Source organism: Salipiger bermudensis (assembly GCF_017309175.1).
GTDB classification, from domain to species: domain Bacteria; phylum Pseudomonadota; class Alphaproteobacteria; order Rhodobacterales; family Rhodobacteraceae; genus Salipiger; species Salipiger bermudensis.
In genome coordinates this window covers 211380-225512 of record NZ_JAEKJV010000007.1, presented here as the reverse complement: position 1 = coordinate 225512, position 14133 = coordinate 211380, and the positions used below count along the sequence as shown (strand labels likewise).

The window sequence follows — 14133 nt, the reverse complement described above, 5'->3', positions numbered from 1 at the left end:
GATGGCCCTGCGCGAGATCCTTCTCTGGCCCGACCCCAAGCTCAAGCAGCCCTGCGCCGAGGTCGGCGATCCGGCCGCGGTCTCGGAGCTGGTCACCGACATGCTCGAGACCATGTACGACGCCCCCGGCCGGGGCCTCGCCGCACCGCAGGTCGGCGTCCTCAAGCGCGTCTTCGTCATGGATGCGGGCTGGAAGGACGGCGACATGACCCCGGTGGTCTGCATCGACCCGCAGATCCTCGCCGTGTCGGACGAAACCGCCGCCGGCGACGAGGGCTGCCTGTCGATCCCCGGGGTCACCGCGACCGTGCGGCGCCCGGTCTGGGTGCGCATGGCCTATACCGATCTCAACGGCGACCGGCAGGAGTGCCGGTTCGAGGGCGCTGAGGCCATCGTGGCGCAGCACGAATACGATCATCTCGACGGTCTGGTGCATTTCGACCGGCTCGACCCGACCACCGCCGCCGACCTGATGCACGCCTACGAGCGCGGCAAATGACCGCCCGCCCCTGCATCCCGTGGCCCGACAAGCGCCTGCGCAGCCCCGCCGCACCGGTCGAGGCGATCACCGACGAGATCCGCGCCATCTGGACCGACATGATCAATACCATGGAGGCGATGCCCGGCGTCGGCCTCGGCGCGCCGCAGATCGGCGTGATGCTGCGCCTCGCGGTGGTCGATGCCTCCGAGGAGCGCGGTCAGCCGGTGCGCATGGCCAATCCCGAGATCCTGCACGCCAGCGTCAAGCTGCGCAGCCATGACGAGGCCAGCCCCAACCTGCCCGGCGTCTGGGCCAAGATCGAACGCCCCCGCGCCGTCACCGTGCGCTTCCTCAACGAGGCGGGCGAGATCGAGGAGCGCGATTTCGTCGGGCTCTGGGCGACCTCGGTGCAGCACCAGATCGACCACCTGAACGGCAAGATGTATTTCGACCACCTCAGCAAGGTGAAACGCGACATCCTGCTGCGCCGCGCCAAGAAGGCCCGGTAAGGCCGCGTGCCCGGAGCGGCCTCATCGAATTGCCTTAATTGTCTCGCAATTCCTCCCTTATTTTCGACCAATCGCGTCGCAGAACGGTGTTCAGAATGCTTGCGCGCGCGTGGCAACGCAGCCGCGCGCGGGGCGCAGCATGTTTTGGGTGAGTGAGCAGTGACATGGCGGTATTCGAGGTAACCACCGAGACCTGGGATGACCCGGATTTCTGGGCAATGGTGACGACTGCGCCCGAGCCCAACATGCTCGATTTCTCGGCTCTCCCCGGGAGCTTCACCATCAGCTTCGCCCGTGACGGTGCCTTCCTGTCGATTTCTGACGGCGCCGAGAGCTACGTGATCGGCGACAACAGCGTCGGCGCCGGGGCCGATGCCTACCTTGGCGCGCCGGGCGATTTCGGGCTCTTCGAAGTGATCACCGGCAGCGCCGGCCGCGACGTGATCGACGGCAACGACGAGAGCGAGTTGATCGACGGCGGCGCGGGGGATGACAGCATTCTCGGCTATGGCGGCGATGACGCGCTCACCGGCGGGCTCGGCGCCGACACGCTGCGCGGCGGGGGCGGCAACGACACGGTCAGCGGCAATGACGGCGATGACGTGATCTACGGCAACGAGGGCGACGATTCGCTGCTCGGAGGCGATGGCGCGGATTCGATCTATGGCGAATATGGCGATGACTACGTCGAAGGCGGCGCCGGCGACGACCATCTCGAGGGCAACGAGGGCAAAGATACGCTGATCGGGGGCGATGGCGACGACTGGATGCGCGGCTCCTACGACGATGACGCGCTCTGGGGCGGGACCGGCGACGATTATCTCTGGGGCGGTTACGGCGACGACACCTTCCACATCGAGAACGGCTTCGGCAACGACACCGTCGATGCCGAGGATGTCGACGAGACCACCGGCGACGTGCTTGACCTCACCGCGGTCACCGACGGGCTGCGCCTCGACCTGACCTCGGCCGACCCCGAGAGCGGCAGCCTGACCGACGGGAGCTCGACGCTGGTTTTCTCGCAGGTCGAGTCGATCCTGCTGGGGGCCGGCGAGGACACCATCGCGCTCGCCGATTTCGGCGGGCTCGACAGCGTCACCGGCTTTGCCGCGCCGGAACTGCAGCCCGACGGCAGCTATCTGGCGCGCGATGTGCTCGACGTCTCGGAGCTCACCGATTTCGACGGCAGCCCCGTAGACACCGACGACGTGACCGTGACCGACACGGTCGGCGACGGCAGCGGCGACGCGGTGCTGAGCTTCCCCGGCGGCGAGGCCATCACCCTGCTGGGGGTAACCGCCGACGCAGTGAAATCCGCCGCGCAGCTCGAAGCCCTGGGTATTCCCGCCGCAACCGACGAGGCTCCTGTTGTCGTGCCGCCGGAGAAACCCTCTCCCGATGCGCCCGACGATGGCGATGACGGCACCGAAGCGGATGGCGGCGGCTCCTCGCCCCCACCGGACGCCGTCGATCTGCCGCAGATCGACGGGGCCTTCGAGTTCGAGGCGACTCTCCGGGTGGATGATCTCGCCGGTGGCCATGGCCAGACGGTGTTCGAGTATGGCGGCGGCGGCCCGCACGCCATCACCTTCGGCCAGATCGGCCAGAGCTCTGCGATGATGCTCGAGATCGTGCAGGACGGCGCAACGCACTACATCGTCGCCGAGGAGGCGCTGGTCGCCGGCGAGACGGCGACCTGGACCGCCGGGATCGATGAGACCGGCCAGATGTATATCGACAAGAACGGCATGACCCTTGCGGAGGACGACGGCGTCGTGCCGGCGGATGTCGAGCGCCTTCCGGCGCTGCTCGGCGACTCGGCCCTCGAGACCCGCAGCGCCTTGGTCGGAGAGATCGGCGACGTCAGCCTTGCCCAGGGGGAGACGGTCTGGCCGGAGGACGAGGCGCCCGACGACACGCCGGAGGAGACCCCCGCTGAGCCGACCGATCCCGAGGACGCGCCGGATCCTGAGGAAACCGAGGACGACGCTCCCGCCGAAACGCCCGACGGCACGCCGGAGGAGCCCCCCGCTGAGCCGACCGATCCCGAAGACACGCCGGATCCGGAGGAAACCGAGGACGACGCTCCCGACGACGCGCCCGACGACACGCCGGAGGAGACCCCCGCTGAGCCGACCGATCCCGAGGACGCGCCGGATCCTGAGGAAACCGAGGACGACGCTCCCGCCGACACGCCCGACGACACGCCGGAGGAGACCCCCGCCGAACCGACCGATCCCGAGGACGCGCCTGATCCGGAAGAGACCGAGGACGACGCTCCCGGCGAAACGCCCGGCGAAGCCCCGGCAACTTCGGGCAGAGACGCGGGCGACCACGAGTCGTTGGCCGATTTCTTCGCCTGGCTCCTAGAAACCGGCCCGGAACCGGACAGGGATGAAGAGGAAGAAGACGCCGCGCCCGACAGCACGCTGACGCAGGTCTGGCAGTTCTTCTTCGGGTGGCTCTTCTAGATCGGCACTGCCCGCGCCGCGCCCCTAGCCCCGTCGCAGCTGCTGCAGCAATGCCTGCGACGGCTCGCCGGTCACCGCGAGGCCCGCGCGCGCCTGGTAGCTGCGGATCCCCGCCTCGGTCTTGCTTCCGAACACACCGTCCGGCGTGCCGACATCATAGCCCGCGCGATTGAGCAGAGCCTGCAGCTCCTTGCGCTCGTCAATGGTGAAGCCATAGCGGTCCGGCGGGAAGGTGCCGCGCACGGGGCCTCCCCCCCCCAGCCGGTCCGACAGGTGCCCGACCCCGACGCCGTATTTCTCGGCGTTGTTGTAGCGCAGGATGACATTGAAGTTCTGGAACACGAGGAAGGCAGGCCCGGTCACGCCCGAGAGCGCGAGGATCGAGCCGGTGCCGCCCGGCAGCGACCCGCCATTGGCATTCGTCACCCCCAACGCGGCCCAGTCCGAGGAGGATCGGCGCACGCCGCGCCCGGTGAGCCCGGCGCTGAAGCCCGCCGGCAGACGCACCTCGAGCCCCCAGGGCTCGCCCCGACGCCAGCCGCTGCGCGAGAGGTAGTTGGCCGTCGAGGCCAGCCCGTCAGTGGGATCCTCGGACCAGATGTCGCGCCGCCCGTCGCCGCGGAAATCCACCGCGTAATCCTGGTAAGTGGTCGGGATGAACTGGGTGTGGCCCATCGCCCCGGCCCAGCTCCCGGTGAGGCGCGAGGGGGTGGTGTCGCCGCGCTCGAGGATGCGCAGGGCCGAGATCAGCTGCGCCTCGAAGAACTCGCCCCGCCGACCGTCATAGGCCAGCGTCGAGGTGGCCGACACCACCGGGATGTCGCCCCGCCGGGTGCCGTAGTTGCTCTCCATGCCCCAGACCGCGGTCACGACCTCGGGCGGCACGCCGTAGCGGCCCTCGATCTCGCGCAGAAGCGCCATGTTGCGGCGCAGCTCGGCACGGCCGGTCGAGACCTTCTGCTCTGACGCCGCGATGGCGAGGTAATCCTCGAGCGTGCGGGTGAATTCCGTCTGGCTGCGGTCGCGGGTCACCACGCCCGGAAGATAGCCGGCCCCGCGGAACGCGGCGTCGAGCGTGCCGGCGCTGATCCCCCGCGCCGCGGCGCGACCACGGAAGGCGGCGACCCATGCGTCGTAGCCGGGGTTCGGCTGCGGCAGCAGGTCGGGGTCCAGCCCGCCGGACGGGGCGGAGACACTTGTGCCTCCGCCACAGGCCGAAAGCAGCGCCAGCGCACCGCCGCTGACCAGAAGATGACGTCGAGAAACCTGCATGGGACTGCTCCTCCCTATGTTGTCTTTGGCCTCACTGTGTCGTGTCAGAGGCGTGACCACAAGGCGGCTCGCAGCGATCGGCGGACAACGGCAGATCTGCGGCAGATCTGCGGCAGACCCTTTGCCATCGTCGCGCGCACTGCTACCGCCGGAGCATCTCGGGCAGCGCGATCAGCGCCAGCAGAAGGCCACAGCACAGGAAGGTCACCGGCCCCGCGAGACGATGCAGGACGACGCCCAGAACGCCTCCGACGAGGAACGCCGAGATCGTCGTGCAATGCAGCGCCAGCAGACTGCGATAGCGCGCGCTCTCGTCGCTGCGCATGCACAGGCCGGCCAGCGACAGACCGACATCCGTCGCCATCCCCGAAACGTGCGTGGTGCGCACCCGCGCCCGCGAGATTCGCGTGCTCACGGCATTCTGCATGCCGAGCACGCCGGCCAGCATGGAGATGATCCCGACCCCATCCCCGCCGGTCAGTCCGGCGAGCGCGGCAAGACCGGTCAGGATCAGGATGACCGCCTCCATCGCGACCACCGCCGCATAGATCCGGCGCTTGCCGCGCTGCCGCCCGGCCTCGATCAGCAGCCCCGCAACCAGCGCTCCGAGAATGAACACGACGACGATCAGCCCGAACAGCAGCGCGGCGCCCCAGCCACCCTTGGCAAGGTTGTCCGCCATCGCCGAGATATTGCCGGTCATGTTGGCCGAGAACAGCCCCGCCAGCTCGAACCCGGCGGCATTCAGCGCCCCGGCCACCAGCGAGAGCAGCCCCGCAAGGCGCAGGTCGATGCTCTGGTTGCGCTCGTTGCCTTCCCGGATCAGCACGTCGGGCCCCTGCGGTTGACGGTCGTCCCTTCATCGAACGGCAGCGGCTGGCTTGCAAGCGACGCGTTGGGCAGTCCTGCCGGACGGGCCTCGGCCAGGTCTGAGCAGGCTCGTCTGGATGCGGTGAAAGGGCGCTGGCGATCCCGGCAGGATTCGAACCTGCAACCTGCCCCTTAGGAGGGGGCTGCTCTATCCAGTTGAGCCACGGGACCGCTTTCCTCCCATTATCGCCTGACGATGGCTTTGTCATCCACCTGCGCGAATTTTGCGCACCCGGCACACGCGCCTTGCCTGTCCCGGGAGAAACGATAACATCGCAGGCAGTTACTGCGTTTAGGAGGCCAGTTCCGTGGCAGATGATGATCCCCGCCCGCTCACCCTGAGAGATGTGTCCGAAGCCTCCGGCGTTTCCGAGATGACCGTCAGCCGCGTCCTGCGCAACCGCGGGGATGTCTCCGAGGCGACCCGTGCCAAGGTGCTCGAAGCCGCCAAGACGCTGGGCTACGTGCCCAACAAGATCGCCGGCGCGCTGGCCAGCCAGCGGGTCAACCTCGTCGCCGTCATCATCCCCTCGATGCGCAACATGGTATTCCCCGAGGTGATGGCCGGGATCTCGGCGGTGCTCGAGGATACCGAGCTGCAGCCGGTGGTCGGCGTCACCGACTACGAGCCCGAGAAGGAAGAGCGTGTGCTCTACGAGATGCTGTCGTGGCGCCCCTCCGGGGTGATCATCGCAGGCATCGAGCACACCGAGGCCTCCAAGGCGATGATGCAGGCCAGCGGCATCCCGGTGGTCGAGATCATGGACACCGACGGCAATCCGATCGACACCGCGGTGGGCATTTCGCATCGCCGCGCCGGGCGCGAGATGGCCAAGGCGATCCTGCGGGCGGGCTATCAGAAGATCGGCTTCCTCGGCACCAAGATGCCGCTGGACTACCGCGCGCGGAAGCGCTTCGAAGGCTTCACCGAGGCGCTCGCCAAGGGCGGCGTCGAGGTGGTCGAGCAGGAGTTCTACTCCGGTGGCTCGGCGCTGGCGAAGGGCCGCGAGATGACGCAGGCCATTCTCGAGCGCGAGCCGGAACTGGATTTCCTTTACTATTCGAACGACATGATCGGTGCCGGCGGACTGCTCTACCTGCTCGAGCAGGGGCGCGACATTCCCGGCGACATCGGTCTTGCCGGCTTCAACGGGGTCGAGCTGCTGCAAGGTCTGCCGCGCAAGCTTGCCACCATGGATGCCTGCCGGGCCGAGATCGGCAAGAAGGCCGCCGAGATCATCGCCTCGCGGGTCAACGATCCGACCGCCGAATTCGAGAAGATCATCGAGATGACGCCCAAGATCAGCTACGGCGACACGCTGCGCCGCTGACCCGCGCCATCGCTTACAGGAACGGGCGGCGCGGCAGCGCCTCGATCTCGGTCACCGCCAGTTCGGCCAATGCCTCGAGATCGGGCACGCGGAGCATGCCGTCCGACCAGTCCACCATGCGTTGCGCGCGCAGGCGCGACAGCGTCTTGTTGGTGTGCACGAGCGAAAGCCCGAGCGCATCCGCGAGATCCTGCTGGCGGTAGGGCAGCGGCACGGTGCCCGGCTCGGCCTCGAGCCCGAGCCCCCGCAGCCGGACGAAGAGCTTCACCAACGCCCAAGCGATGCGCTCGGTGCCGTCGCGCTGGCCCAGCGTCGCCACCGTCTCACCGAGGAAATACTCCTCCGCGGCGGCGATCCACGTCAGGTCGAAGGCAAGCTCGGGTCGGTTGCGATAGAGCAGCCAGAGATCCTCGCGGCGGAACACGCAGCAGCGCATCGGCGTTACCGCTTCGACCGAGTGGTTCATCTCGCCCATGATGCCGGCCTGAAGGCCGATGAAATCGCCTGGAAGCACGAAGTTGATCACCTGCCGGCGCCCGTCCTCGAGCGTCTTTTCACGTAGCCCCATGCCCTCGAGCACGGTGAAAAGCTGTGGCGTCTTCGCCCCTTCCATGAGGATCTGCGTGCCGGCACCGACCGCCATCTCACCGGCCTTGAAGCCTCCGAGAAAGTCCTTCTCCTCGTCGCTGTGCGGGATGAAGGGGCCGCAGTCCTGAAGCGGGCAGTCATGGCACGAAATCATCTTCATACGGGCAACTCACGGGTTCTGTATGTCGCAGTTTAATGCGCCACGCCCCGCTTTGTTCCATAGAGCAGGTCAGACCTGCCCCCCAAAGGATGATATGACCTGTATTGACGGCCCGCTGCCGGCCCCCTCTTTTCTCGTCGCGGTCACCGACCAGCTTGTCGGTATCGACATCGCGGCGATCCTGCGCGACGCGCATCCCGACGCCGTGGTGGTCACGGCGCCGGACCGGGAGGCTGCGCTTGTCTCGCTGCAGGAGGGGTCGGCCCCGAGCCTCGCGGTGGTGTCGCTGAGCCCTCAGGAGGCGGTCTCGTCGCCCCTGATACAGGCGCTGCGCGCGCTCGGTGCCCGCATCGTGCTGATGGGGCACGAGGCCGAGCTCCACGGCGAGGCGGACGGGTTCGAGGTGCTGCACCGCCCGTTCCGGACCATCGACCTGCTGGCGCTGATCGGCCGCTAGGCGGTTTTCGCGGAATCGTCACGCGGCTGTCACAGGTCCGGCCTAGGACTCGCCCTGTTCCTTGATGCGATCCAGCGCACCACCCAACCTGTCCCCAGCAGATCGGTGCGCCCCGGAATTTTATCAGGCCATTTCAGTTGATTGAGGGGTGGTCGTCTCGGCCACCCTTTTTTCGTCGTGGCCGGGTGCCAGCCCGCCCCAACAGGTGGGCAGGCAAAGAGAGGCTGCCGTGGCCCCGGCGCAGAGCGATCCTCACCCGTCGGCCTTTCGGATCTGCGTGCCTCCCCTGCCGAAGGAAAAGAGCGCGCCCGAAGGCGCGCTCTCATGGTCCCGATACCGTCAGACGCTTACTGCAGCGCCTCGTCGGTGATCGCGTGGGTCCAGGCGGCCTCGCCCGGATTCTCGGTGATCACCGGGTCGGCGCCGGCCGAGAGCAACACGTCGACGGTGCGCTCGAAATCCGCCGGGTCCAGCGCGCCGTTCGAGCCGGAGGTCAGCTTTGCGATCTCGCCCATCATGCGCTTCTGGTGCACCTCGGTCTGGGCGCCGGTGGCGTCGTTCTCGAGCACGATCTCGGCGGCTTCGTCGGGGTTCTCCTCGGCGTATTTCCAGCCCTTCATCGAGGCCCGCACGAAGCGGGTCAGCTTGTCGACCATCTCGGGGTCTTCGAGGTTGGCCTCTGTGGTGTAGAGACCGTCCTCGAGGGTCGAAATACCTTCATCCTCGTACTTGAAGACCACCAGATCCTCGGGCGTCAGGCCCGCGTCGATCACCTGCCAGTACTCGTTGTAGGTCATGGTGGTGGCGCACTCGACCTGCTTTTGCAGCAGCGGATCGACGTTGAAGTTGATCTTCTGGATCGTCACGCCGCCCTCGGAGCCGTCGGTCGCGTAGCCGAGCTTGGACATCCACGAATAGAGCGGCAGCTCGTTGCCGAAGAACCAGGTGCCGAGCGTGTGGCCCGGAAAGTCCTCGGGGCTCTCGATGCCGTGCTCCTTGAGACAGGTCAGCATCAGGCCGGACGACTTGAAGGGCTGCGCGATGTTGACGATCGGCGCGCCATTTTCGCGTGCGGCCAGAGCCGAGGGCAGCCAGTCGACCATGACATCGGCACCGCCGCCGAGCAGCACCTGCACCGGCGCGATGTCGGGGCCACCGGGCTTGATCGTCACGTCGAGGTCTTCCTCCTCGTAGAAGCCCTTGTCGGCGGCCACGTAGTAGCCCGCGAACTGGGCCTGCGTGACCCACTTGAGTTGCAGCGACAGCTCGTCGGCGGCGTGGGCGGTGCCGGCGGCCAGCGTCAGCGCGGCGGCAGTGCCCAGTTTGGTGAGTGTCTTCATCGATACCTCCTTGTTGGTCTTTGTTGGTCCTGTTGGGTGTTTGTTGTTTTGGTTCAGCCCCGTTGCGACGGGTGCCAGAAGGTGACCGCCTTCTCGAGCAGCGCCATGCCGCCATAGAAGGCCGATCCCGCGATCGCCGCAACGACGATCTCGGCCCAGACGAGATCGAGCTGCAGAAGCCCGACGCTGGTGGAGATCCGGAAGCCCATGCCCCGGATCGGCGAACCGAAGAACTCGGCCACGATGGCCCCGATCAGCGCCAGCGTGGTGGCGATCTTGAGGCCGTTGAAGATGAACGGCATCGCGGCGGGCAGCCGCAGCTTGAGCAGCGTCGTCCAGTAGCCGGCGGCATAGGTGCGCATCAGGTCGCGCTGCATCGCCGAGGTGTCGCGCAGCCCCTCTACGGTGTTCACCAGCATCGGGAAGAACACCATGATGACCACCACCGCCGCCTTCGACTGCCAGTCGAAGCCGAACCACATGACGAGGATCGGCGCGGTGCCGATGATCGGCAGTGCGGCGACGAAATTGCCCACCGGCAGCAGGCCACGGCGCAGAAAGTCGAAGCGGTCGACCACGATGGCGGTGACGAAGGCCGCGAGGCAGCCCATCACGTAGCCGGTCAGCGCCCCCTTCACCACGGTCTGCACGAAATCCTCCCACAGCACCGATCCCGAGCTCGCCATGCGCGCCGCGATCACCGAGGGCGCCGGCAGCAGCACCGGGGAGATGCCGAAGCCCCGCACCGCCGCCTCCCAGACGACGATGATGGTCACGCCGAAGACCACCGGCACCGCGAGGCTGGTGGCCCGGCTGCGCGGCCTCCGTGCCAGCCAGACATTCAGCGCCGACCCGGCGATCCAGGCGAGCAGGCCAAGCAGGATCCACATCATGCCATCCCCATCCGCTTGAGGGTGAGCCGCTGCACCAGCCCGATCAGCCCGACCATCGCCGCGGCGACGATCGCGGCCATGAACAGCGCCGACCAGATCTGGATGGTCTGGCCATAATAGCTGCCCGCCAGAAGCCGCGCACCAAGCCCCGCCACGGCCCCCGTCGGCAGCTCGCCGACGATGGCGCCGACAAGGCTTGCTGCCATGGCGATCTTCAGCGAGGCGAAGAGATAGGGCATCGACGATGGCAGCCGCAGCCGGAGGAACTCCTGTCCCTGCGTGGCATTCCACGTGCGCATCTGGTCAAGCTGCATCCGCGACGGCGCCCGCAGCCCCTTCACCATGCCCACGACCACCGGGAAGAACGACAGGTACATCGAGATCATCGCCTTGGGCAGCAGCCCCGACAGCCCCATCGCGTTCAAAACCACGATGATCATCGGCGCGATGGCGAGGATGGGGATGGTCTGGCTGGCGATCACCCAGGGCATCACGCTCATGTCCATGACCCGGACATAGACGATGCCCACCGCCAGGGCGACGCCCAGCGCCGTGCCCATGGCAAAGCCCGCCAGCGTGGCGCTCAGCGTCACCCAGGCGTGATAGACGAGGCTGCGCTTGGAGGTGATGTTCTTCTCGACCGTGGTCTCCCACAACTCGGTCACCACCTGGTGCGGCGCCGGCAGCCGTGGCTTGTCCTGGCTCCAGGTCTCGAGCACCAGCTCGGAGGTGCCGATCTCGCGGTCCTGCCGCGCGGCGGTATCAAGCACCCATTGCGCGTTGAGCCAGACCGCGGCGGCGTACCAGATCGCCACGATCACGGCGACGACGGTCAGCACGGGGATCAGGTTTCTCATCGGCGCCACTCCATGCGCAGCTCGGGCACGGTCTCTGGCGGCTCGGGCGGGATCTCGCTGCCCACCGGAACAAAGCCCTCGCGGCGGTAGAACGCCTGCGCCCGGCTGTTCGGCGGGTTGGTGTGTAGCCAGAGAAAATCGCGCCCCGCCTTGGCAGCCTCCATCAGCGCCTTGCCGCAGCCCGCACCGGTGCGCGAACAATAGAGCGCCCCGATCTTGGCGGTCTTCGGATCGAAGGAGAGGTAGCCCTCGATCGGATCGCCCACGACCCAGATGATGCGATGAGGCAGCGCGGCGCCGATGAAGCCTTCGATCTCGTCTGCGCTGTAAATGCGCGGCATCCAGTCGGTCTCGTCGATCCAGCCGTTCAGCACGGCGGCGATGCCCGGCACGTCCTCGGGCCCGGCGCGGCGCGGGGTGGACACGTCAGTCATAGGCATGGCCCGCCCGCAGCCCTTCGCGCACCCGATGCGCGATCTCGAGGAATTCCGGCGTGTCGCGGATGTCGAGCGGACGCTCCTTCGGCAGCGGGCTCTCGATCACGTCGGTGATCCGACCGGGGCGTGGTGACATCACGACGATCTTGGTCGAGAGGTAGACCGCCTCGGGGATCGAGTGGGTGACGAAGCAGATGGTCTTTTGCGTCCGCGCCCAGAGCGCCAGAAGCTGCTCGTTGAGGTGGTCGCGCACGATCTCGTCGAGCGCCCCGAAGGGTTCGTCCATCAGCAGGATATCGGCCTCGAAGGCCAGCGCCCGCGCGATCGAGGCGCGCTGCTGCATGCCGCCCGAAAGCTGCCAGGGGTACTTGTTCTCGAAGCCCGCCAGTTCGACCAGCTCGAGCACCTCGCGCACCCGTTCGGCCTGCGCGGCCTTGTCGTAGCCCATGATCTCGAGCGGCAGGCGGATGTTGCCGCCGATGCTGCGCCATGGATAGAGCCCCGCCGCCTGGAAGACGTAGCCATAGGCCCTGGCCTTGCGCGCCGCCTCGGGGCTGACGCCGTTGACCAGCACCTCGCCGGAGGTGGGCTGTTCGAGATCGGCCATCACCCGCAGGAAGGTGGTCTTGCCGCAGCCAGATGGGCCGATGAAGGAGACGAAGTCGCCCTTCCCGACCTCGAGGTTCACGTCGCGCAGCGCGTGCACCGGTCCGTCATTGGTCTGGAAGGTCAGGTTGAGTGCCTTGGCGGAGATCACCGATGTCTCGGCTTGCTGGGGCATGGCGTTGGTCACGCGAGAAGTTCCTCAGATATGTCCGGCGCCGCGCCGGCAGCTATGCCGGCAGAGCGCAGATCCGTCCGAAGGATCGCCCGGCCACACGGGCCGAGGCAATCCTGACGCGGGAATTTGTGCAGCCGATGTGGCAGATAGACCGACCCTGTCCCGGTTCCGGACCGGAGTCGCCCTGCCCATCGGCCGGCGCCGCTCAGACGCCGCTGGCGGGGATGCCGCTGCGCTCGACCGGGCGTGGCGCGGTCAGCTCCTTCCACGACGACAGCGCCTTGTTCACCGCCCCCGAGGGCGTGCGCTGGACGTATTTGCCGTGGCCCGGCTCGGACTGCATCTCGCCATCCATCACCGCGACGCGGCCGCGGGTCAGAACGTAGCGCGGCAGGCCCTTGACCTCCTTGCCCTCGAAAACGTTGTAGTCGATCGCCGATTGCTGGGTGGACGCGCTGATCGTCTTGGTTTTCTCCGGGTCGAGCACGAGGATGTCGGCGTCGGCCCCCACCAGGATCGCCCCCTTCTGCGGGTAGCAATTGAGGATCTTGGCGCTATTGGTCGAGGTCGCCGCGACGAACTCGTTGGGCGTCAGCCGCCCCGTGCCCACGCCATAGGTCCAGAGCATCGGGATGCGATCCTCGAGCCCGCCTGTGCCGTTGGGGATCTTGGTGAAATCGCCCACGCCATAGCGCTTCTGGTCGGTGGTGAAGGCACAGTGATCGGTGGCCACGCAAGACAGCGAGCCGGAGGCAAGCCCGTTCCACAGGCTGTCCTGATGCTGCTTGTTGCGGAACGGCGGCGACATCACCCGGCGCGCGGCATGGTCCCAGTCCTTGTCGAAATACTCGCTCTCGTCGAGGGTCAGGTGCTGGATCAGCGGCTCGCCCCAGACCCGCTTGCCCTGCATCCGGGCGCGGCGAATGGCCTCGTGACTGTCCTCGCAGGAGACGTGCACCACGTAGAGCGGCACACCGGCCATGTCTGCGATCATGATCGCGCGGTTGGTGGCCTCGCCCTCGACCTGCGGCGGGCGCGAATAGGCATGGCCCTCGGGGCCATTGTTGCCGGCCGCCAGCAGCTTGGCCGAGAGCTCCGCGACCACGTCGCCGTTCTCGGCATGGACCAGCGGGATGGCACCCAGCTCGGCGCAGCGCTGGAAACTGGCATAGAGCTCGTCATCATTGACCATCAGCGCGCCCTTATAGGCCATGAAGTGCTTGAAGGTGGTGATGCCACGCTCCTTCACCACGGTCTCCATCTCGTTGAAGACCTGCTCGGACCACCAGGTGATCGCCATGTGGAAGGAATAGTCGCAATGCGCCCGGGTCGACTTGTTGTCCCACATCTGCAGCGCGTCGAGCAGCCCCTGCCCCGGGCTCGGCAGCGCGAAATCCACCACCATGGTGGTGCCGCCCGCCAGCGCCGCACGGGTGCCGCTCTCGAAATCGTCGGCGCTGTAGGTGCCCATGAAGGGCATCTCGAGATGGGTGTGCGGGTCGATCCCGCCCGGCATCACGTAGCAGCCGGTGGCGTCGAGGACCTCGTCGCCCTTGAGGTCGGGCCCGATCTCGACGATCTTGCCGCCCGCGACCAGCACGTCCGCCTCATAGGTCAGATCTGCGGTGACGATGGTGCCGTTCTTGATGACTGTGGTCATGTCTCTTGCTCCCTGTCCCAGGGGCG

At 67.3% G+C, this 14133-nt stretch carries 14 protein-coding genes and 1 tRNA gene; 5 read left to right on the top strand and 10 right to left on the bottom strand.

Annotated elements, in window-relative coordinates:
- Position 1: 1 nt before the first annotated feature.
- From def (JF542_RS11830) to JF542_RS11820, 3 genes are all read left to right on the top strand, one after another.
- Positions 2 to 499 carry a peptide deformylase gene (gene def / locus JF542_RS11830; RefSeq protein WP_207075987.1) on the top strand — a complete coding sequence of 166 codons (498 nt, stop codon included), beginning with the start codon at positions 2 to 4 and terminating at the stop codon, positions 497 to 499.
- A complete protein-coding gene (def, locus tag JF542_RS11825) occupies positions 496 to 990 on the top strand; it encodes a peptide deformylase (RefSeq protein WP_207075986.1) in 495 nt (164 codons plus the stop codon). The genes def (JF542_RS11830) and def (JF542_RS11825) overlap by 4 nt, the downstream gene beginning before the upstream one ends.
- A 164-nt stretch (positions 991 to 1154) precedes the next feature.
- Positions 1155 to 3461, top strand: a complete 2307-nt coding sequence (locus JF542_RS11820; protein WP_207075985.1) for a hypothetical protein — start codon at positions 1155 to 1157, stop codon at positions 3459 to 3461.
- Positions 3462 to 3485: 24 nt separating this feature from the next.
- On the opposite strand, the gene JF542_RS11815 is transcribed toward JF542_RS11820, so the two are convergent.
- The 3 genes from JF542_RS11815 to JF542_RS11805 all read right to left on the bottom strand — a co-directional run bounded on the left by JF542_RS11815 (position 3486) and on the right by JF542_RS11805 (position 5774).
- A complete protein-coding gene (locus tag JF542_RS11815; RefSeq protein WP_207075984.1) occupies positions 3486 to 4733 on the bottom strand; it encodes a lytic murein transglycosylase in 1248 nt (415 codons plus the stop codon).
- A gap of 142 nt (positions 4734 to 4875) precedes the next feature.
- A complete protein-coding gene (locus JF542_RS11810; protein ID WP_207075983.1) occupies positions 4876 to 5562 on the bottom strand; it encodes a DUF1275 family protein in 687 nt (228 codons plus the stop codon).
- Positions 5563 to 5697: 135 nt separating this feature from the next.
- Positions 5698 to 5774, bottom strand: a tRNA-Arg gene (locus JF542_RS11805).
- Between the two features lie 137 nt (positions 5775 to 5911).
- Between JF542_RS11805 and JF542_RS11800 the strand changes: the two genes are divergently transcribed.
- Positions 5912 to 6934 carry a LacI family DNA-binding transcriptional regulator gene (locus JF542_RS11800; protein ID WP_040544345.1) on the top strand — a complete coding sequence of 341 codons (1023 nt, stop codon included), beginning with the start codon at positions 5912 to 5914 and terminating at the stop codon, positions 6932 to 6934.
- A 13-nt stretch (positions 6935 to 6947) separates the two neighbouring features.
- Here JF542_RS11800 and JF542_RS11795 read toward each other — a convergent pair whose 3' ends face one another.
- A complete protein-coding gene (locus JF542_RS11795; RefSeq protein WP_007793986.1) occupies positions 6948 to 7682 on the bottom strand; it encodes a Crp/Fnr family transcriptional regulator in 735 nt (244 codons plus the stop codon).
- Positions 7683 to 7776: 94 nt separating this feature from the next.
- Here JF542_RS11795 and JF542_RS11790 point away from each other — a divergent pair, with 94 nt between their 5' ends.
- Positions 7777 to 8139, top strand: a complete 363-nt coding sequence (locus JF542_RS11790) for a hypothetical protein (protein ID WP_007793989.1) — start codon at positions 7777 to 7779, stop codon at positions 8137 to 8139.
- Positions 8140 to 8486: 347 nt separating this feature from the next.
- Here the strand turns inward: JF542_RS11790 and JF542_RS11785 are convergent, their stop codons facing one another.
- The 6 genes from JF542_RS11785 to hydA form a co-directional block, all read right to left on the bottom strand.
- Positions 8487 to 9479, bottom strand: a complete 993-nt coding sequence (locus JF542_RS11785) for an ABC transporter substrate-binding protein (RefSeq protein WP_207075982.1) — start codon at positions 9477 to 9479, stop codon at positions 8487 to 8489.
- A 53-nt stretch (positions 9480 to 9532) separates the two neighbouring features.
- On the bottom strand, positions 9533 to 10372 hold the full coding sequence (locus JF542_RS11780) for an ABC transporter permease (RefSeq protein WP_007793996.1): 840 nt from the start codon (positions 10370 to 10372) through the stop codon (positions 9533 to 9535).
- A complete protein-coding gene (locus JF542_RS11775; RefSeq protein ID WP_007793999.1) occupies positions 10369 to 11229 on the bottom strand; it encodes an ABC transporter permease in 861 nt (286 codons plus the stop codon). Before JF542_RS11775 ends, JF542_RS11780 begins: the two co-directional genes overlap by 4 nt.
- Positions 11226 to 11663, bottom strand: a complete 438-nt coding sequence (locus JF542_RS11770) for a GNAT family N-acetyltransferase (protein ID WP_207075981.1) — start codon at positions 11661 to 11663, stop codon at positions 11226 to 11228. Before JF542_RS11770 ends, JF542_RS11775 begins: the two co-directional genes overlap by 4 nt.
- A complete protein-coding gene (locus JF542_RS11765) occupies positions 11656 to 12447 on the bottom strand; it encodes an ABC transporter ATP-binding protein (RefSeq protein WP_040545118.1) in 792 nt (263 codons plus the stop codon). Before JF542_RS11765 ends, JF542_RS11770 begins: the two co-directional genes overlap by 8 nt.
- Positions 12448 to 12652: 205 nt before the next feature.
- Positions 12653 to 14107 carry a dihydropyrimidinase gene (hydA, locus tag JF542_RS11760; protein WP_207075980.1) on the bottom strand — a complete coding sequence of 485 codons (1455 nt, stop codon included), beginning with the start codon at positions 14105 to 14107 and terminating at the stop codon, positions 12653 to 12655.
- Positions 14108 to 14133: the final 26 nt, after the last annotated feature.

Coding starts and splice junctions, on each gene's coding strand:
- JF542_RS11790 (WP_007793989.1), top strand. CDS start 7,777: ATGACCTGTATTGACGGCCCGCTGCCGGCCCCCTCTTTTCTCGTCGCG.
- def (WP_207075986.1), top strand. CDS start 496: ATGACCGCCCGCCCCTGCATCCCGTGGCCCGACAAGCGCCTGCGCAGC.
- def (WP_207075987.1), top strand. CDS start 2: ATGGCCCTGCGCGAGATCCTTCTCTGGCCCGACCCCAAGCTCAAGCAG.
- JF542_RS11775 (WP_007793999.1), bottom strand. CDS start 11,229: ATGAGAAACCTGATCCCCGTGCTGACCGTCGTCGCCGTGATCGTGGCG.
- JF542_RS11820 (WP_207075985.1), top strand. CDS start 1,155: ATGGCGGTATTCGAGGTAACCACCGAGACCTGGGATGACCCGGATTTC.
- JF542_RS11795 (WP_007793986.1), bottom strand. CDS start 7,682: ATGAAGATGATTTCGTGCCATGACTGCCCGCTTCAGGACTGCGGCCCC.
- hydA (WP_207075980.1), bottom strand. CDS start 14,107: ATGACCACAGTCATCAAGAACGGCACCATCGTCACCGCAGATCTGACC.
- JF542_RS11785 (WP_207075982.1), bottom strand. CDS start 9,479: ATGAAGACACTCACCAAACTGGGCACTGCCGCCGCGCTGACGCTGGCC.
- JF542_RS11765 (WP_040545118.1), bottom strand. CDS start 12,447: ATGCCCCAGCAAGCCGAGACATCGGTGATCTCCGCCAAGGCACTCAAC.
- JF542_RS11770 (WP_207075981.1), bottom strand. CDS start 11,663: ATGACTGACGTGTCCACCCCGCGCCGCGCCGGGCCCGAGGACGTGCCG.
- JF542_RS11815 (WP_207075984.1), bottom strand. CDS start 4,733: ATGCAGGTTTCTCGACGTCATCTTCTGGTCAGCGGCGGTGCGCTGGCG.
- JF542_RS11780 (WP_007793996.1), bottom strand. CDS start 10,372: ATGATGTGGATCCTGCTTGGCCTGCTCGCCTGGATCGCCGGGTCGGCG.